An 18332-nucleotide genomic window follows, 5' to 3' on the forward strand; every position below is an offset into this window, starting at 1 on the left:
TCCAATTTTCACGCTAGGTAATAATTTAAACCACATAAAAAATGCTAGCTGAATGGCTGACAGCTAGCATGGAAACATTTCTTATTTAAATAACTCTGGGTACACAGCCTTCGCTACTAATTCTACAGCTTCACCAATACGCGGACCAGGTCGATTAGAGATATCTGTATCGATGGACAATACCGCTTTGTTTTGAATAGCTGTCACAGTATTCCAACCATCTCGTCCAAGAATTTCTCCTATTGGATCTTCTGTATAGTTTACTGTTGTTAAAATAATATCTGGATTTTTAGCAATAACATCTTCCTCATTCACTTTTGCCCAGCTATTCAAGTCAGAAAAAACATTATTAACATTAGCTGCATCTAATATTTCTTGCTGGAAAGTGCTAGAGCCTGCTGTATATATGTCTGGCTTAGGGCTAACCTCTAAATAAACATTTTTCGGCGTTTTTACGTCCTTCACCTTCGTTTGTACTTCAGCAATTTTCGCTTTAATCTCTTCATTTAATTTATTTCCTTTATCAGCAACATCCATCACAGCAGCTATTTGTTCGATATCTCCATAAACATCATCGAAAGTAGTCGCAGATTGAATAACAAACACTTTAATTCCTGCGTCCTCAAGCGGCTTTAGTGCATCCTTATCACCGATTGTATAAGCAATAACAACATCTGGCTTTAACGCTATAATTCTTTCACTGTTAAAGTTCGTAGTATCAGAGACACGTTCAATTTTTTGTGCTTCCTCTGGGTAAGTATCGTACTCAGTTGCTCCTACAATTTTATCGCCAACACCTAAAGCAAACAAAATTTCAGTATTACTTGGTTGTAAAGATACAACTGTTTTTGGTACTTCATTAAACGCTATTTCCACTCCACGGTCATCTGTCACTTTATAGCTTGTTTTCTCTACGTGTTGTGTACCCTGCGAGGCATCTTTATTTTTTGTATCTTCAGCAGTGCCACAGCCTGCTAATACCAGTGCAAGTAAGAGCACTGATAGCCATTGGAAATTAAATACTTTCTTCATTGTTATTCTCCTTTTTCTTTTTCATTGGGTAGGATTTACTAATAAACGGTATTTCAGAAATTCCAGCTTGCTGATTCATAAAAACAGCCATGACAAAACATACATTAGCTAATAAACCAAGGTAATCGAAAAGAATAGCAGGAACCTCTCGTTCTTCTGATACTTTGTGTAAAGTTCGATATGATTTTTTTGCCTCACTGCGACAAAGATGTAAGGCTGCAGCGGCCTCTGTTCCTTGAGGTAAAACAAAACTTTGAATCTCTTCCTTCACATGGCGAACGTAAAAATCATAACGCTCACTTAACCAAGATAAATCCTCTTCAGTTACCGCTAATTTCCCACGAACTGAGCCATTCACATGATACGCCATAGGTAACATAAGTAATAAATCCTCAGCAACAACTTGAACATCCTCTTTTTTTACCGCAGCTAATGCAACTCCTAGATGTGTTGTAAGGCTATCTGTTCGAATTTCAAAATCAACCGTTGAAGCTTTCTCACGCATAAATGGATAACAAGAATAACGGGCATCTTTTTTCACTTGCTTCCCCCCTATTTTCTATAATGAAAAATTCTTACTTGAAAGGCATAAAAAAAGTCGCTCCTTTTGCAAAGGAACGACAAAAATACAAGATTGAGCCATCAAACTAGACAAAGCCTATGTATTTGCCGTATATCCTCCTAGCTTCCGAGAAGTTTTTATACGTTCAAATAAAGGTCGGTCTCCTGGCTTGTACAGTTCGTCACATAAAACGAATGTGTTATAAAGGACCTTCCCATCTTCTTTGAGACAGTGGTAAATCTTTATAATGGCTGTACTTACAGTTGCGGAAACAGCTCCGGTTTTTCACCGGATTCCCGATTATGCTTACTAGCACCTTTATCCTGCAAGAATATTTCATTTGTAAAGCAGTTTATCATATATGATTCAAAAAAAATAGCTGTACTCAATTTTAAAATATAGTAACACTAGAAGAGAAAATTCCAACAAATTTTTACATTATTAAGAAATTTACTATAGTAGTGTTTCAATTGCTTGTTCAATATCGAGCTGTGAATCTGTTGGTTCAAAGCGTGCGACGGTCTTACCATTAGCATCTACTAGAAATTTTGTAAAGTTCCAGCGAATGTTACGACCATCTAAAAAGCTTGGGGCAAGTTGAACAATTGCTTCTGCCAACATTTTCTCCTGCATACTTGCCTTCCCAAACTCTCGGTAATTCACTTCATGCTTTAAATAATTAAAGAGTGGATGTGTAGCCTCTCCATTTACCTGTACAAGCTCAAAAATCGGGAATGTGACCCCATAGTTTACCTTGCATAGATGCTTAGTTTCCTCTCCATCCTCAGGATTTTGATGGCCAAATTGATCACAAGGGAAGCCAAGAACTACAAAATTCTCTTTTCCATATTTATCATACATTTTCTGTAAGTCTTCAAATTGATATGTAAATCGGCATTGGTTTGCCGTGTTAACAATTAACATTGTTTTTCCACGATATGTTTCCATTGATAAAATTTCGCCATTAGGCTTCCGAACTAGATAATTATAAATGCTCATGCTATAATCCCCTTTTTTCATTCATTATAGTTGACTATTCTACCGTTCATCAAAGAATTTGCACAAAAAAACACCACCTCGCTACTTTGAACGGATGGCTGACTTATACTTCTTTTTATATTTAGCATCTTGTTCTTCATTAATTAAACGATGGGCAATATCTAATAATTTCGAGTCATTTGTTTGATCATATAGCTTTTTAAATGACATAATAATATCCTGACGAATAAGAGATGGCTGTTTTTCATCTATACATGTTTGAAATCTTTTAGCTAGATACGATACAACCAAATCTCTTTGTACTTGACCCGCCTGTCCAATTTTCCAAATGGCCTGTAATGCATGCCTTGCTGTAGCAGATTGTTCATCGTAAGTCACAGCCCAAATCTTTAAAAAATCCTCCAAGACCCTTTCTTCTGGATCACTTTTTGCAGCTAAAGCGCATAAAATTTGTGCAGCACGTGCACGAGAATAACCATTATTGTATGTAAGTGCTTTTATTAGCTGTTCCCAAACTGCATATGTCCAATCTACGGGTTCCTGCATAATTTTCATTAATTCCTCGTAAGATTCATATTGAATATCGCGATCATGCTCTGTTAGATTACTAAAAAGTTGCAAAATCTCTTTTTCCATAATTCATCCCTACCTTTATTGTTTCAGAACGTAATAAAATTTGATTTATGGTACACTTAACTTAATTTTTTTCGCAAAGAAGGTGAGTTTATGAATAAATTTAATGCTAGGAAATTGATTTTTCGGTTGATTGTGATAATATCCCTACTTCTAGCTGCCTATTTTGTTATCCCATTGTCCATGCCTTTAATACTTGCTGGGATCAGTGCATTTTTCTTAGAACCCATTGTCATGTTCTTTAAACGAAAATGGAAAATGTCACGGAAAATAGCAGTTGCTTTTATTTACATAGTGAGTGTTATTGTTATATCTATTATTTGTTATCTATCCATTACACAAATAATGACACAAATAATTTTACTATCTAAGCAAGCTCCCTATTATATTTCCAAGCTATCAGATATGTGGCTTCATATGCAAGAAAATATTTCTAAATACACAGAAGACTTTCCACCTGAAGTAAGTGCTTCGCTTCAAAAAACCACAATGGATTTCATAAAGAAAGTTGAAGAATCCTTTTTAAGCTTCTTTAATTATAGCAAAGTTTCTGCCTTCTTTTCAGAGATACCCAGCCTATTTATCAGTCTTCTCGTTTATATGATTGCGCTATTCCTATTTATGCTTGATTTGCCTAAGTTAAAGCAAATCACTTATAAATATTTAAAACCCAATACAGCAAAGAAGATAAAAATTATTTTAAATCGCTTAAAAGATGCTACATTTGGCTATATGAAGGCTCACTTATTTGTAAGCTTTATTATTGGAGGCGTCACACTCATTGGACTGCTATTAATCCAACCGAAATACGCAGTAACAATGACGGTTATTATCTGGTTAATAGATATTGTACCATTCCTAGGCTCTATCATTATTCTAGCGCCATGGGGGCTTTACCACCTATTGATGGGAAACACCTCTATAGCTGTAAAATTATTCATCTTAGCTGCTATTTTACTTATTATTCGTCGAGTAGTCGAGCCTAAGTTAATGGGAGACCATATCGGTTTGTCCACTTTACCAACATTAATTTCCATGTTCATAGGTCTACAGTTATTTGGTATTATCGGTTTACTTGTTGGTCCATTCGTTATTATTTTCTTTATTGCGTTGAAAGAGACAGGTGTCATCAAAGTAAATTTTAAAATTTAATATCAATCTAGTATGCAGGGAAATCTCTTTTCAAGAATAGAAGTAGTCGTCTTGTTTCTTTTGAAAGAAATGCAAAATAAAAAGGTCAATCTTTGTATATTTTTCTCTACAAAGATGACCTTTTTCTTATATCAACCGTCTATATAATAGTGAGGCCTATTGAATACGTCCAAAGCCTACTAAGTATTGATTCCACCAATCAAGTGACTCAATTACGACACCATTGTTTTGAGCGTCGATCATTGTGTTATTACCTAAATAAATACCTACGTGTGCAACCCCTGAACCATAGCTGAAGAACACTAAGTCCCCAACACGTGCTTCACCTGCTGAAATGCGTTGTGTTGCTAAATATTGTTGTGATGCTGTACGAGGTAAAGAAACACCCGCTTGCTTATATGACCATTGTACAAGACCCGAACAGTCAAAACCTGTTGATGGGTTGCTACCACCCCAAACATAAGGACGTCCTAGGAATTGTTTAGCTGTTGAAATGGCATCTCCTGAAGAAACAGTGCCAGCTCCTGACCCAACAATAATCTTTTGTGGTTCGCCTCCACCATTATTTTGAGTTGCTTGTATAACTGGTGTAGCTGCTTGAAGTGCACGTAAACGAGCTGCCTCTTCTTCAGCTGCTTTACGCTCTGCTTCTAAACGTTCTTCTTCTTGTTTCGTTGCAATTTCAGCTTTTAATGCAAGTGATTTCGCTTCGTTCTCAGCTTTCTTCACTTCCATTTCGCTTTCTTTTTGCTGAAGCTCTTGGAATTGTTTTTGAAGTTCCTTTTGTTTTTCATCTAATGTAGCTTTTTGTTGCTCTAAGCTTGCTTTATCTGCTTCCTGTTGATCCACTAATTCTTGGTCAGCATCCATTAATGTTTTTACCGCTACGACACGATCCATTAAATCTGCAAAGCTTTTTGCCTCAAGCACTACGTTTAAATAAACACCTACAGTGTTGTCTTGCGCTTGGTATGCAGCCATACGTTCACTTAAAATTTTTGAACGTTGCTCGATGCGTTTTTGTGTTTCAACAATACTAGCATCCACTTCTTTAATATCAGCTTGTACTTGTTTAAATACCTTTACTTTTGCGTCGATCTCTTGTTGTAGTTTCGTTAGTTCTTCTTGTAATTTTTTAATTTGTGCATCTATTTCTGCCTTTTTCTCAATCATTTGTTGAGATGTTTCTTCGGCATGTACTTCTGTTGGTTGAATTGTATTAAATAATAAGCCGCCAGCTAGTGCTAATGCTAGCACCATCGACTTACGCCATTTGTTACGCTTAGCCACGTTACCTTCATTTCCCTTCATCTATCAATTTCGCTCTCGATATTCCATGTAATCACTTGAACGATTTCTATTTTAATTAAATGTTCTTATATTTATTTTAGCCTTTTAAAGTTTAGCATTTTCTACATAACTTTTATACTATTTCATGTCTATTTAATACATTAGTAAAACTCGAAATATTTCTGTAACATTCGCCTATAAACTACATTATTCTACAAAACACATTTTTCTTCTACACAGGGAAACTATTAGCTAATTCGACATTAGACCCAGTAGATCTTTTGTAATGTTTTTGTAATATTTGAGGGTATCAAAGAAAAAAGGTAGGGAAAAAATTCCCTACCTATTGCTTCATCGACCTTAATGCTTGTATAGATAATCTCACTAACAAAATGGCACATAAAAATAAACCTAAATATGCTGCTGTGTTCAAATAGACCGCATAAGAATCATGGATAAATTGTGATATTGCTAAAAGAGCGACAGATATAATACCAAAAGTTATACCCACCAGCAGCAAAACAAATTGAGAAAACAAATGTGTAATAAAACGTGCATTATGCTCATCCGAAAAGACATCATGATGTAAAATGATTTTTCCGCTTTCAACTCGCTGAATGAGCTGATCGACTCTTCTAGGCATTTTACGCAAAGTCGGTATAAGCATAGATAATTCTTCTTGCAGCCGCTCCTTAGTTGCCATCGGTTCTTTAAAAGGTTTAAGGAAAGAGGCACGCATATATGTAGCAGAAAAATCCTTTGCCTCTGTAAAGATATCAAAACGTGAATCTATTACCCGTAATGTGCCATCTAACGTTACTAAGGAACGGAGAGCCAATCCCACCGCTGGATAAAATGCAAGTCCAAAATCTCTTACCACTGTAAACAGGGCGTGAATTAATTCTTCAGTAGGTATACGGTCAACATAGGAAATTTTCAGTAATATTTGGTCGATTGCCTGTTCCATTCTCGCACGTTCTGCATGATCAGCATTTTCCACTAATAATGTTAAGCCATCATATAAAACGCTTGAATCATTTAGTTGAATGCCCATCAAAAATAACTTTAAGCCTTCTTGCTGTGTTGCACCTAGACGTCCTACTGCGCCAAAGTCAAGCAAGACTGGTGTGCCATCTGATTCATCTATATGGATATTTCCTGGATGTGGGTCTGCATGAAAAATACCAGAGAATAGCATCTGCTCAAAAAATGAATAGAGGACGGTTCTTGCAAACTGCCTACGATCAATAGACAAACGATTAAATTCAGATGCCCCATCTGCCACACTTTGTCCACGAATATACTCCATCACAATAACATTTTCATTACTGTAAGGCGTAAATATTTTAGGAATTCGAACCTTGTAATCGCTTTTCGCCAGTGCATTCTTCACCTGTAGCGTATTACGTACTTCAATATCTAAATGAATCTCCTCACGTAGTCCATCTGCAAATCCCCCAGCCAACTCTCTAAAGCCCAATGATTCTGCCCAGGTTGATTTTGTGGATAGCCAATTAGCAAATTCCTCTAAAATTTCAAGGTCATCGCGCATAATACCTTTTACTTCTGGACGCAATAGCTTGACTACCACCTCTTCATAATCCTTAAGCCTTGCTTTATGCACTTGGCCAATAGAGGCTGCTGCAATGGGCTCCATTTGAAATTGGCTAAATATTTCGTCCATTGATTGCGGAAGAGACCTCTCTAAAATTTGTTTCACTTGCTCCTCTGATAAAGGCCTTACTCGGTGCTGAAGCCTTTCTAATTCATCAATAAAAATAGGTGTAAAAAGCTCTTTTCGTGTGGAAAGCACTTGGCCAAATTTAATGAAAATCCCACCACATTGTTCTAAAGTTGCACGCAAAGCAATTGCAAGCTCTTTTTCATTTTCTCGTTGCCTCGCATATTTAATCGTTTGTACGACACCATTTGTAACAGCAATTTTTAATACCTGACGCAGGCGTTTCTGCTGTCGCCAATAGCTACGCAATCGCAATAGTAAAGATTTTTGGCCGTGACGGCGATCTCCATTCGTAATGCCGCTAGGGTCAAAAAGCTCAAATACCAAATAAAGCAACATCGAAATGAGTAGCATACTACCGATCCAAATCAGTGTGCTTACCTCAGTTACTGTTTGCATCATCGTTTCTGATAAAAAATCTGTATGGCGCAGATAAGAATACCAGTATACAAAAGAGGTTAATGTCACACTAATAACGACTGACAGCACTCTTCGCACAAAATTAATATTCGAGCCAATTAATCGTCCACTTACAATATAAATCAAACCCGATACTATGAGGATTTGGGTTAAAAATTTCAAAAAGATCAACAGTGTCACCCCCTAAGCCATTTCCATTTCCTACTACCGTTAGTATAGCAAATTTGTGCACCAACTTTCTTGAACGAGCAACACAACAAAAAATATATTAGTTCTATACCTTGATAAAATACCTATAAGGGTATATTATTTATTTGTAGTATTTAAACTATATTATTCACCTATTTTCAGAAGAAAAACCTTCATTTAAATGCTTTTAAATACCCTAATAAGTATTTACTAAGAAAAGGAGTGTTTATCAATTGAGAAAAAAATTTTTAGTAGTAGGTGGCGTTGCAGGTGGTGCATCCACGGCGGCACGTATTCGTCGTCTCGATGAAAAGGCAGAAATTATTATGTTTGAAAAGGGGCCAAATGTTTCATTCTCTAATTGCTCTCTACCCTTCCATTTAAGCGGGATTGTTGAAGATAGCAACAAATTAATTTTAATGACGCCTCAAGGCTTTCAAACAAAATACAATATAGAGGCTCGTGTTCAACAAGAAGTTGTACGTATTAACAGAGAGCAAAAAACCATCACCATTAAGGATTTAAAAACGAATAGAGATTATGAGGAAAGTTACGATACGTTAATTTTATCCCCAGGAGCAAGTCCTATCGTCCCTGACTTAGAGGGCATTCATTCTAAGCACGTCTTTACCATTAGAAACGTAGCTGATATTGACCGTTTAAATCGGTATCTACAAGCAGAGAATGTACAGGATATTGCCGTGGTCGGCGGAGGCTTCATTGGTGTAGAGGTAGCAGAAAATTTGAAGCTAGCAGGCTATAATGTCTCTCTAGTTGAATTTGGCCAACAAATTATGGCCCCTTTTGATTATGATATGGCTCAAATCTTACACAAGGAAATGACTGATAAAGGGGTTCAAGTTATTGTCAATGACGGTCTTGCAAAGGTTACACCAAATAGTGTGACGTTGAACTCAGGCAAACAATTGAAAGCACAAGCAGTCGTATTAGCGATTGGCGTTCGTCCTGAAATCCACTTAGCCAAAGAAGCCGGGCTAACTATCGGTGAACTCGGAGGCATTCAAGTTGATGCTAATTATGTGACATCCGATCCTTCTATATACGCTGTGGGAGATGCGATTGAAGTATTCCATCAACTTACCCATAAAAAGACACGACTTGCTTTAGCCGGCCCCGCTCAGCGACAAGCTCGTGCTGCAGCTAATCATATGTATAACATCCCTCATCACAATAAAGGGGTTATTGGATCTTCAAGTGTACAAATTTTTGAACTCGCATGTGCGACAACAGGTTTGAACGAAAAAACAGCTCTAGCAAATGGCTTTCAGGCGAAAAGTGTTTATCTGATAGCTCCTGATAAAGTAGGCTTAATGCCAAATAGTAATCCGCTTCACTTTAAGCTCGTTTATGAAACACCAACGGGTAAAATCCTTGGAGCCCAAGCTATAGGTAAAGGCAATGCAGATAAACGAATTGATGTAATAGCAACCCTCATCACAATGGGCGGTACTTTAGAAGATTTAAAGGAGCTGGAGCTATCCTATTCTCCAATGTTTAGCACTGCCCGTGATATTGTTAATTTGGCAGCTCTTGTAGCTCAAAATCAATTACATGGACACTTCAAGCAAGTAAAAGTTGATGAAGTGAGAACACTCATTGAAAATCAAGCCTACTTCTTAGACGTACGCGAGAAGAATGAATTTGAATCTGGTCATCTCCTTCATGCACACAATATTCCTCTAAGTGAACTTCGAGAAAGAATGGATGAAATTCCTAAGGATCAAGCAGTGTATGTGCATTGCCGATCCGGTCAGCGTAGCTATAATGCTGTTATGACCCTTCAAAATAGCGGTTTTTCTAACGTCTTTAATGTAAGTGGGTCATTCCTTGGGATTAGCTTATATGAATATTTTACAGATATCACAACGAACAGAGATAAAATAGTAACTGCTTATAATTTTAAATAACTTAAAAGGGATGCCGATTATTAGCATCCCTTTTCTTCGTTAGTTTGTAGACAAAACTTTTTCCCAGTCAATCGTACCATTTTTAACTTGTTCACGTTTTTCCTTATCCATGATGTCATTTGGACGCCCGCCTTTTGGCCAGTCTTTTTCATGGTTTGCCCACTCTGGACGATCCTGCGATAAAATAAAGGCAGCTAAATCTGCAGCTTCTTGATCTGTTAAGGTCCCCGCTGCACCTATCGGCATATTATTTTGAATATAACCAGCCATTTTAGACATACGTGCCATGCCTGCGCCATCATTAAATGAATCATCTCCCCATAAAGCCGGACCAGTATTAGCACCAGTTCCTGCGCCATCAGCTGCATGACAGGCTATACAGGACTGTGCATAAAGCTCCTCACCATCTGCAACATTTGGAATCGGCACATTCTTCATATCACTAGTGCCCGCCCATTCACGTTTTGCTCCAATCGGAACACCTTCAGAAATATAAGCGAAATACGCCACCATAGCCTCTAGTTCATCACTATTCATTTCGAATTTTTTACCATTCATACTACGAACCATACAGCCATTAATGCGCTCTTCTATTGTAACCACACCACCTGAGCGTCCAATATACTGTGGATAATTTGCCATTACACCTACTAATGATGAGGCTTGCTCGTCATAGCCTGCACCAGCATGACAGCTTGTGCAAGATAATTGGTTGCCCACATATTCATCTGCCGCAACATGCGTGTTATTAACAAGTTCATAGCCATTTAATATTGCTTCTTTCATTGGACCATCTGGTACTTCTTCAATACTTGGCGGAGCATAGACCACTGACTGAGCAGCTGCTGTTGTTGGTAATTGTGTTTGCACTGTCGCTTCTTTCTCACTTACATTCGAATCAACTGTAATTTTGTCACTGACAAACGTCCCAACAAAAATGGCGCCTGCTAACAGTACTGTTCCTGCTACTCCTGCTACTATAGGTTTCATCTATAATACCCCCCTTTGTATTCTCACTTATATTTTAGCAACATAACAATTTATTGGATGTGATTTTTCTCACACTACCACAAAATAGAACCATTAAGATGATAAAAATGGTTAATTTATACATTTAATTTTGTTCTATAACACAGAAAACAAGACTTAATACCTCTTGCAGTATCCATATACTTCGAAACAAAAAAGCATCGAGTACAAATTCGCACTCGACACCTTTTAGTCTTATAGTTTACACTGTCCATCAGCACATGCTGATTCTCCATTACCATTTATCGTTACTGTTGGCTGAATACCAGCTATTTCCGCAGCTTGATGCAAAGTCCGCACAAACACTTCATTCGGCTCAGCCCCTTTAATACCATAACGGTTTTCAAATACAAAGAACGGTACACTTTGCACGCCAAGTTGCTGTGCTTCATAGCGATCCTTGTCTAGCTCTTCACTAAAATCAGTTGAAGCTAAGATTCTCTCCGCTACTCTTCTATCCAAATCTAATTGCGCAATAACTTTTAATAAAAATTCATCTTTATTTAAATCTTCACCATCTTTAAAATAACCAGCCATTAGTGCTTCCGTATAAGCTGTCGCTTTGCCAAATTGCTGCGTCCATTTCGCTAAACGATGAGCCTTTTCTGTATGCGCTGTTTTCATCTTAGCAAAATCATAATGCAAACCAACTTCCGTTGCTCTCAAAGCTATACCTTCAACCATATCTTTCACTTCTTCTAGCGTGACATCATATTTTTTAGCCAGCGCCTCATAAAAAGATGGTGCATTCACTTTCGGATTATCTGGGCCTATTTGAAATGCTTTATATTCTATTTCTACTCGTCCTGTATAGCCTGCAATGTCAATTGCCCGTTCAAGTTCTCGCTTGCCAATATAACAAAATGGACATGTAAAATCAGAGAAGACTTCTATTTTCATTACCATACCCCCTTTATAATATATCCACCCAAATTTTAATAGCTGTTGCTAATATAAGAATCGCTAAAATAATTTGTAGGAATTTTGTATTTAACTTGCCCCCTATTCTCGCACCTAGAGGAGCAGCTATTAGACTTGATACAATCAAGATGAGCGCCGGGTAATATTCCACTTGTCCAGTCATTAATTTACCAATGGTACCTCCTATTGAGGAGATAAACGTAATAGCAAGGCTTGACGCAATAGTCATACGAGTAGGAATTCCTAAGACCACAAGCATGATAGGTACTAGTAAAAATCCACCAGCTGCCCCCACAATCCCGGAACCTATACCAACAACGAAAGCTAATAGGACCGCCAATGGTTTATTAAATGTAACAGCCTGCATTGGTTTATCATCAATTTGCTTTTTCGGTATGAACATCATCACAGCAGCAATTAATGCAAGAATTCCATAGACAATGTTAATACCTGACTCTGATAAAAATTTCGAACCGAAGCTACCTACAAAGCTTCCCATTAATATGGCGCTCCCCATATAGATAATGAGTGATTTATTTAAATACCCACCTTTGCGATAGACCCAAACACCAGAAAGAGCAGCAAAAAGTACCTGAATCGCACTAATCCCTGACACCTCATGTGCTGAAAAGGCCGCAAATCCTAGTAATGGCGGTATATATAATAGCATTGGGAAATTAATGATGGCACCGCCAATACCTAACATCCCTGATACAAATGAACCGAGAAAACCAATAAGTAAAATGGTTAAGATCCATGCAATATCCATTTATTTTTCCTTCTTTCTGGCTGTATTCAACAAAGTGAAAGGAGGGTTGTTCTACTGTAATAGACAACCCTCAATCAGCCCTATGCTTTCTGAATGAAAAATGTAATGACGCCAGCCTCTTCAGCTTGATCTAAAATGATATGACCTCCAGCTTTTGCCCAAGCAGGAATATCCGCTAAAGCTCCTTTATCTGTCACCTGAACTTCTAAAACTTCCCCAGACTTTAGGGTATCTATTGCTTTTTTTGTCTTCACAATAGGCATTGGACAAGAAAGGCCTTTTGCATCTAGTTTTAAACTTGATTTCATCATATTCTCCTTCGACTCGGCAAAGGTTGTAAGCGATTTTGCCGGTTCTTCTTGTTTTATATCTTCATGAAGGATGAGCGCCTTCAATTCACGAACTTTACATATAATAAGCATACATGCATACTCATTGCACTTTAGCATGTTTTATCGTACTGCACAGCGATTTGGTCCAATTTCCATTTCTGTTTGCTGATCTAACTCAGGTGTTATTTTCCCCATATTCACCTGACGAATTTCCTGATAAGCATTGGGTTGTGGAGGTAATTCATCTGTTACCACACGTCTAAATTCTGCTTCATCTTGAATATTTAATCCATGGTTTTGTACAAATAAATCCCCTAGTCGTCTTGCAACCGTTCCATCTTCATTCAGCTCATCAATAATCATAAAATGTGCTGGTAAGACAATAAGTTCATCAGACAATTCTCGATAACGCTTGTAAAGCGTGTCTCGTAAATCTCCAACCCAGTCATCAGCAAGGCCAGCTAAATCAGGACGTCCGATTGAGTCGATAAATAAAATATCTCCTGTTAATAAATATTTGCTGTCAACAACAAATGAAGTAGAACCTATTGTATGACCAGGAGAATAAATAGCTCCTACATCTATTTTTGATGCACCGATTTGAACAGTCGTTCCATCAACTAATGGTGTATAGTGGAACACAACTTCCTCAGCGTCCTTAGGTGGCAAATAATAGGTTGCACCTGTCATCTCTGCGATATGGCGCCCACCTGAAATGTGATCAGCATGTAAGTGTGTATCAAAAACATGTTTAATTTGGACATTTTTAAGTTCTGCAAAGTTTATAAACACATCTGTAAAACGTACAGCATCAATAATAGCTGCTTCACCTTCAGAAAGGACCATATAAGACAGACACCCCTTTCCTAAGCGAACAAACTGATAAAGCTCACCACCGCCTGTTAAATCACCTACTTTAATCGGCTCTAAATATTCACTCCAGGATTTCATACCTCCTGCTAAATAGGCAACCTCAATACCTGCCTCAGCTAACATTTCAGCGACCATTAAAGACGATCCTTCTTTTGCACAAACGACTAATACTTCTTTATCAGTTGGGATATTCGGTAAAATATTATCAATACCATCTAACAGTTCAAAATACGGTATATTTAAATACTCAAAACGATGGCCATCAATTTTCCAATCTTCGAATGCATCCGCATTACGAACATCTAAAATAAACAACTCTTCATTGTGAATAACCTTTTTAGCTACTTGTGACGCGCTCCATTTTTGAATTGACATCTCAATTACCCCCATTGGTATTATTTTTACGTTTTTTATAGCGGAGAGGGGTGCCCTCTCCGCTTTTATAGGTAGGTCACTAGAATGTAAGTGACGGTGCTGCGTCTTTCGCGAATTCTAGGAACGTTACAGCTCCACCCACTTCAATACCCTCGATGAAATCTTCAGTAGTTAAACCCATAACATCCATCGTCATCTGGCAAGCAATAAATTTCACACCTAATTCTTGTGCCATTTCCACTAGTTGAGGAATAGCTGGCACATTTGCTTTTGTAAACCCTTCAGCATAGTGTTCTGCTCCAGCGGGCATTGGTAATACATGCATACCTTGCTTATGAATTAGATTCAAACCTTCAAATGTAAAGAAGATAGCTACCTCTTTCTCAGAAGCTGCCGCAGCTGTTGCGATATTAAATACCTTATACGCATCAAATAAACCACCGTTACTTGCAATGATTGCTACTTTGTTCGACATAATAAAATTCCTCCAATTTAAATATTTTTTGTTAAATCGCCTGACCACGATGTCATTCCTGGTAAGACGTTAAATACTTTCGTAAAACCACGTGAAGCCAGCTTTTGCGCAGCCATGTCACTGCGTTTTCCAGTACGACAAATAACATAGATCTCCTGCTCTTTATCAAGCTCAGAAAGTCGTGTCTCCAGTTCGCCCATTGGTATCGATTTTGCTCCCGCAATATGCCCAAAAGCGAATTCCGCTTCCTCACGTACATCTAGAATTAATCCTTTACGACTTGTGATTTGCTCTAAATCAATTGTTTGATCAAACGTCATTTCTTCTATTTGGTCGTTTGTACATTTACGAATATAATGTTTCAGTACACCATCATCTTCTATAGTACCAATATACTGATGACCTACAGTTTCAGCCCATGCCGCAATATCAGCTTTTGATCCTTTATCTGTCGCAGCTACTTCTAAAACTTGACCATCTACTAAATCAGCCATCGCTTTTTTTGTTTTCACAATCGGCATCGGGCAAGAAAGGCCCTTGGCATCTAGCTGAAAATCCGCCTTCATACTTTCCATAACCTCCATATACCTATAAGGGTATTTTTTTATTCAAAAAAATATAGATTTAATCTATAACTGTACTTTTCCCTCCCAAGCTAACATACCACCAATCATATTAGTTACATTAAAGCCATTACTTTCTAATATTTGAGTAGCCCGAGCACTACGTCCACCTGATCGACAAACCATAATATACGACTCTCCCTTATTTAATTCAGGTAGTCGAAACTCTAATAAACCTAGTGGGATATGAATAACGCCCGGAATGCGACCAGCCTCTACTTCATCTACCTCTCGCACATCAATAAGATTCAGTTCCCCACCTTGCTCCATAATTTGCTGAACTTCTTTGGCTGTAATTTCTTTCACCTTTTTCTCCTCCTAGTATGCACTCATTCCACCACGAACATTAGAAACACGATCAAAGCCTTGCTTTTTCAGTTGCTTACAAGCCTGACTACTTCGCATGCCACTCTGACATATAACTACGATCTCTTTATCCTTCGGTAGGTTTTCAAAGTTCGATCCAAGCGGAACATTTTTAAATTGCGAAATATGCCGACCTTTATACTCAGCAGGCGTGCGTACATCGATAAATATCTTATCCTTATCATTCAGCATATCTTTTAATTGGGCTGTAGAAATTGATTGAACGCCCTTCACAGGCTTCATTCGCCAAACGAAAAAGGCTGCCACAAGCACAATAATAATCCATATTTCCATATGATCAGTCCTCCTTTTTATACGATTACGGGTATATTAAGTTATCGACTTTTCACGACCAAATCCATCGCCTCTTGGATAGCAGCATTCATTTTTTCAGCATTGCCTTCAGCAGTCGATACACAATCTAATAAATTTTCACTTACAATGACACCGATCGTCCGGTCAACAGCAGAACGCACGGCAGATAGCTGTGTAATCACATCTTTACAACTTTGATCTTCTTCCATCATGCGTAAAATACCGCGCATTTGACCTTCCATACGTTTCACACGATTTGCAGTGTTTGAGCCATACGCCATTCTGTTATGCCCCCTTTCAAACGATAGATTGAACTTCCTTACGAGTTTTATATTATACCCCTATAGGTATATTGTCAATATAAAGCTTCAATCTTTTTTAAGATGCTGCAATTGCAAGGCATAATGTTCTCTATATTGCTTAAAACTCATCTATCTGCTTCCTTATTATTCAACAAAAAAACCCTACTACGAGTTATTACTCATAGCAGGGAGTTTATTTTTTATTTAGCTAATTGCATGGCCGGTCCAAAGAATTCATAGTGAATTTTTTCATCTTTCACGCCAATTTCCTGTAAATTTTTAATAACCGCTTCCATAAAGCCTACAGGGCCACATACATATACATCTGCATTATCAGCTACTTTTTCAGCCAGCAATTCTTTTGTAATAAGCTTGTCTTCATCAGAGTATAAAGCTGTATAGGATGCATTCGGTAATACGTTTACTTTCCCTTGAATATCATCGCTGAACGCTACAACCTTCTCATTACGAGCACATTGGATAAAGTTCACTTCATTCTCTGCATTATCATTTAAAGATTGCAGCATACTGTTTAAAGGTGTTACACCAATACCGCCACTTACAAATGTAATTGGTGCAGCCGTTTCTTCTAATACAAATAATCCAGCTGGAGCACTTACATCTACTAAATCACCAACTTGTAAGTGATCATGAATATAATTTGATACTTTACCATTTGGCGTATGGTCACTTTCACGTTTCACCGAAATACGATAGCCATCTTCTGCACTCGCTTGTGATAGTGTATATTGACGGTTCATTAAATACTCTTCTCCCGGCACTTTCACTCGAATAGAGATGTATTGACCTGGTTCATAAGTTGGTAGTGGTGATCCATCTTCATTTACAAAATAAATAGAAGTTACTAAGTCACTTTCCACAACTTTTTTCGCCACTTTTAATGGTTTAAATAGACGCCATCCACCATTGTTCTCAGTTTTTTGGTATAACTCTTCTTCTACTTGAATGAAAATATCTGCGATAACGCCATATGCCTCGGCCCATGCACCAATAATGTCATCAGTTGCTGCATCACCAAGTACTTCTTTAATCGCTTTTAATAAATTTTCACCCACGATTGGGTAATGTTCAGGTAAAATTCCTAAACTACGGTGTTTATGTGCAATAAGCATTACTGCTGGTAAAATTGCTTCTAAATTTTCAATATGAACTGCTGCAGCGTAAACAGTATTAGCTAATGCTGTTTGCTGACGGCCTTGTTCTTGGTTCGTGTGATTAAAAATATTTAGTAATTCTGGATGAGCTTGAAACATATTTTTGTAAAACGTCTTTGTGATTTCAACACCATGAACTTCTAATACAGGTACTGTTGCTTTAATAATTTGAATTGTTTCTTGTTTTAACATATCGCTTACCATCCTTTCGTGATTACAATATAACGCTTTCATTCTCTTAAAGCAATATATAAAATACATCTTTAACAAAATAGACATATTTGATGTATTCTAAATACATCTTTAAAAATAGGTTGAAGATATTATACTTCAATGTAAAAATGCTATAATTATTATGAATTATAGAAAGTAGGGTGTTCGGATGCGCTTAACTTTATACACGGACTACTCTCTGCGCACGCTTATTTATTTAGGCGCAAAGGAAGATGGTCAATTATCAACTATTCAAGAGATCTCAGATGCTTATAATATATCGAAAAACCATTTAATGAAGGTGACACACCAGCTTGGATTATTAGGTTACATTGAAACAATTCGTGGACGCGGCGGTGGTATTCGCCTTGCTATCGATCCAAAAACCATTACCATCGGTGAAATTGTTCGTCATACAGAAGAGGATTTTCATCTTGTAGAATGTTTCGATAAAGAGAATAACCTATGTAAAATAGCTCCAGAATGTCAACTAAAAGGTGTATTGTATGAAGCTTTGCAAGCCTATTTGAACGTGTTAGATCAATACACCTTGGACGATTTCCTTCATTCTAAGGAAAAATTAATGGCGCTACTGCTCGGTAAATAAAAATACCCGCT

At 37.5% G+C, this 18332-nt stretch carries 20 protein-coding genes and 1 riboswitch; of the genes, 3 read left to right on the forward strand and 17 right to left on the reverse strand.

Features of this window, described 5'->3' with window-relative positions; genetic code table 11:
• Positions 1-81 precede the first annotated feature (81 nt).
• The 4 genes from NP781_RS20540 to NP781_RS20555 form a co-directional block, all read right to left on the reverse strand.
• Positions 82-1032, reverse strand: coding sequence for an ABC transporter substrate-binding protein (locus NP781_RS20540; RefSeq protein WP_257520699.1), 951 nt, complete (start codon positions 1030-1032; stop codon positions 82-84).
• Positions 1016-1573 carry a hypothetical protein gene (locus NP781_RS20545; protein ID WP_257520700.1) on the reverse strand — a complete coding sequence of 186 codons (558 nt, stop codon included), beginning with the start codon at positions 1571-1573 and terminating at the stop codon, positions 1016-1018. The genes NP781_RS20540 and NP781_RS20545 overlap by 17 nt, the downstream gene beginning before the upstream one ends.
• 157 nt (positions 1574-1730) lie before the next feature.
• A riboswitch (cobalamin riboswitch) is annotated at positions 1731-1929 on the reverse strand.
• A gap of 118 nt (positions 1930-2047) precedes the next feature.
• Positions 2048-2593, reverse strand: coding sequence for a glutathione peroxidase (locus NP781_RS20550; RefSeq protein ID WP_009370639.1), 546 nt, complete (start codon positions 2591-2593; stop codon positions 2048-2050).
• Between the two features lie 81 nt (positions 2594-2674).
• On the reverse strand, positions 2675-3229 hold the full coding sequence (locus tag NP781_RS20555; RefSeq protein ID WP_202342270.1) for a hypothetical protein: 555 nt from the start codon (positions 3227-3229) through the stop codon (positions 2675-2677).
• 90 nt (positions 3230-3319) lie between these two features.
• On the opposite strand from NP781_RS20555, the gene ytvI reads away from it, so the two are divergent.
• The gene (gene ytvI, locus NP781_RS20560; RefSeq protein WP_257520701.1) at positions 3320-4378 is read left to right on the forward strand and encodes a sporulation integral membrane protein YtvI; all 1059 of its coding nucleotides are present in this window, start codon (positions 3320-3322) and stop codon (positions 4376-4378) included.
• Positions 4379-4534: 156 nt separating this feature from the next.
• On the opposite strand, the gene NP781_RS20565 is transcribed toward ytvI, so the two are convergent.
• Positions 4535-5689, reverse strand: coding sequence for a C40 family peptidase (locus tag NP781_RS20565; protein WP_004231877.1), 1155 nt, complete (start codon positions 5687-5689; stop codon positions 4535-4537).
• A gap of 322 nt (positions 5690-6011) precedes the next feature.
• The gene (locus tag NP781_RS20570; RefSeq protein ID WP_221681517.1) at positions 6012-8000 is read right to left on the reverse strand and encodes an ABC1 kinase family protein; all 1989 of its coding nucleotides are present in this window, start codon (positions 7998-8000) and stop codon (positions 6012-6014) included.
• 251 nt (positions 8001-8251) lie between these two features.
• On the opposite strand from NP781_RS20570, the gene NP781_RS20575 reads away from it, so the two are divergent.
• Positions 8252-9946 (forward strand): FAD-dependent oxidoreductase, encoded by a 1695-nt coding sequence (locus NP781_RS20575; RefSeq protein WP_257520702.1) that lies wholly within the window; start codon positions 8252-8254, stop codon positions 9944-9946.
• 39 nt (positions 9947-9985) lie between these two features.
• Here NP781_RS20575 and NP781_RS20580 read toward each other — a convergent pair whose 3' ends face one another.
• The 11 genes from NP781_RS20580 to hmpA all read right to left on the reverse strand — a co-directional run bounded on the left by NP781_RS20580 (position 9986) and on the right by hmpA (position 17693).
• Complete coding sequence (locus NP781_RS20580) at positions 9986-10936, reverse strand: c-type cytochrome (protein ID WP_221681523.1); 951 nt, start codon at positions 10934-10936, stop codon at positions 9986-9988.
• Between the two features lie 234 nt (positions 10937-11170).
• Positions 11171-11875, reverse strand: coding sequence for a DsbA family oxidoreductase (locus tag NP781_RS20585; protein WP_221681524.1), 705 nt, complete (start codon positions 11873-11875; stop codon positions 11171-11173).
• Positions 11876-11888: 13 nt separating this feature from the next.
• Entirely contained in the window at positions 11889-12665 is a 777-nt protein-coding gene (locus NP781_RS20590) for a sulfite exporter TauE/SafE family protein (RefSeq protein ID WP_004231867.1), read from the reverse strand.
• An 80-nt stretch (positions 12666-12745) separates the two neighbouring features.
• Positions 12746-12973, reverse strand: a complete 228-nt coding sequence (locus tag NP781_RS20595; RefSeq protein WP_370635382.1) for a sulfurtransferase TusA family protein — start codon at positions 12971-12973, stop codon at positions 12746-12748.
• A gap of 144 nt (positions 12974-13117) precedes the next feature.
• Entirely contained in the window at positions 13118-14245 is a 1128-nt protein-coding gene (locus NP781_RS20600) for an MBL fold metallo-hydrolase (protein WP_221681526.1), read from the reverse strand.
• A gap of 79 nt (positions 14246-14324) precedes the next feature.
• Positions 14325-14720, reverse strand: coding sequence for a DsrE/DsrF/DrsH-like family protein (locus tag NP781_RS20605; RefSeq protein ID WP_004231858.1), 396 nt, complete (start codon positions 14718-14720; stop codon positions 14325-14327).
• 17 nt (positions 14721-14737) lie between these two features.
• Positions 14738-15286 (reverse strand): sulfurtransferase TusA family protein, encoded by a 549-nt coding sequence (locus NP781_RS20610; protein WP_257520703.1) that lies wholly within the window; start codon positions 15284-15286, stop codon positions 14738-14740.
• A 63-nt stretch (positions 15287-15349) separates the two neighbouring features.
• Positions 15350-15649 carry a rhodanese-like domain-containing protein gene (locus NP781_RS20615; RefSeq protein WP_257520704.1) on the reverse strand — a complete coding sequence of 100 codons (300 nt, stop codon included), beginning with the start codon at positions 15647-15649 and terminating at the stop codon, positions 15350-15352.
• Positions 15650-15661: 12 nt separating this feature from the next.
• A complete protein-coding gene (locus tag NP781_RS20620; RefSeq protein ID WP_257520705.1) occupies positions 15662-16003 on the reverse strand; it encodes a rhodanese-like domain-containing protein in 342 nt (113 codons plus the stop codon).
• A 41-nt stretch (positions 16004-16044) separates the two neighbouring features.
• Positions 16045-16305 carry a metal-sensitive transcriptional regulator gene (locus NP781_RS20625; protein WP_004231849.1) on the reverse strand — a complete coding sequence of 87 codons (261 nt, stop codon included), beginning with the start codon at positions 16303-16305 and terminating at the stop codon, positions 16045-16047.
• Positions 16306-16526: 221 nt separating this feature from the next.
• Positions 16527-17693 carry an NO-inducible flavohemoprotein gene (gene hmpA / locus NP781_RS20630; protein ID WP_221681533.1) on the reverse strand — a complete coding sequence of 389 codons (1167 nt, stop codon included), beginning with the start codon at positions 17691-17693 and terminating at the stop codon, positions 16527-16529.
• Positions 17694-17883: 190 nt separating this feature from the next.
• Here hmpA and NP781_RS20635 point away from each other — a divergent pair, with 190 nt between their 5' ends.
• Positions 17884-18321: an Rrf2 family transcriptional regulator gene (locus NP781_RS20635; protein WP_004231845.1), complete on the forward strand. Its 438-nt coding sequence runs from the start codon at positions 17884-17886 to the stop codon at positions 18319-18321.
• Positions 18322-18332 lie beyond the last annotated feature (11 nt).

The sequence above is a fragment of the Lysinibacillus sp. FN11 genome (assembly GCF_024628845.1).
In the GTDB taxonomy this organism is placed as follows: domain Bacteria; phylum Bacillota; class Bacilli; order Bacillales_A; family Planococcaceae; genus Lysinibacillus; species Lysinibacillus capsici.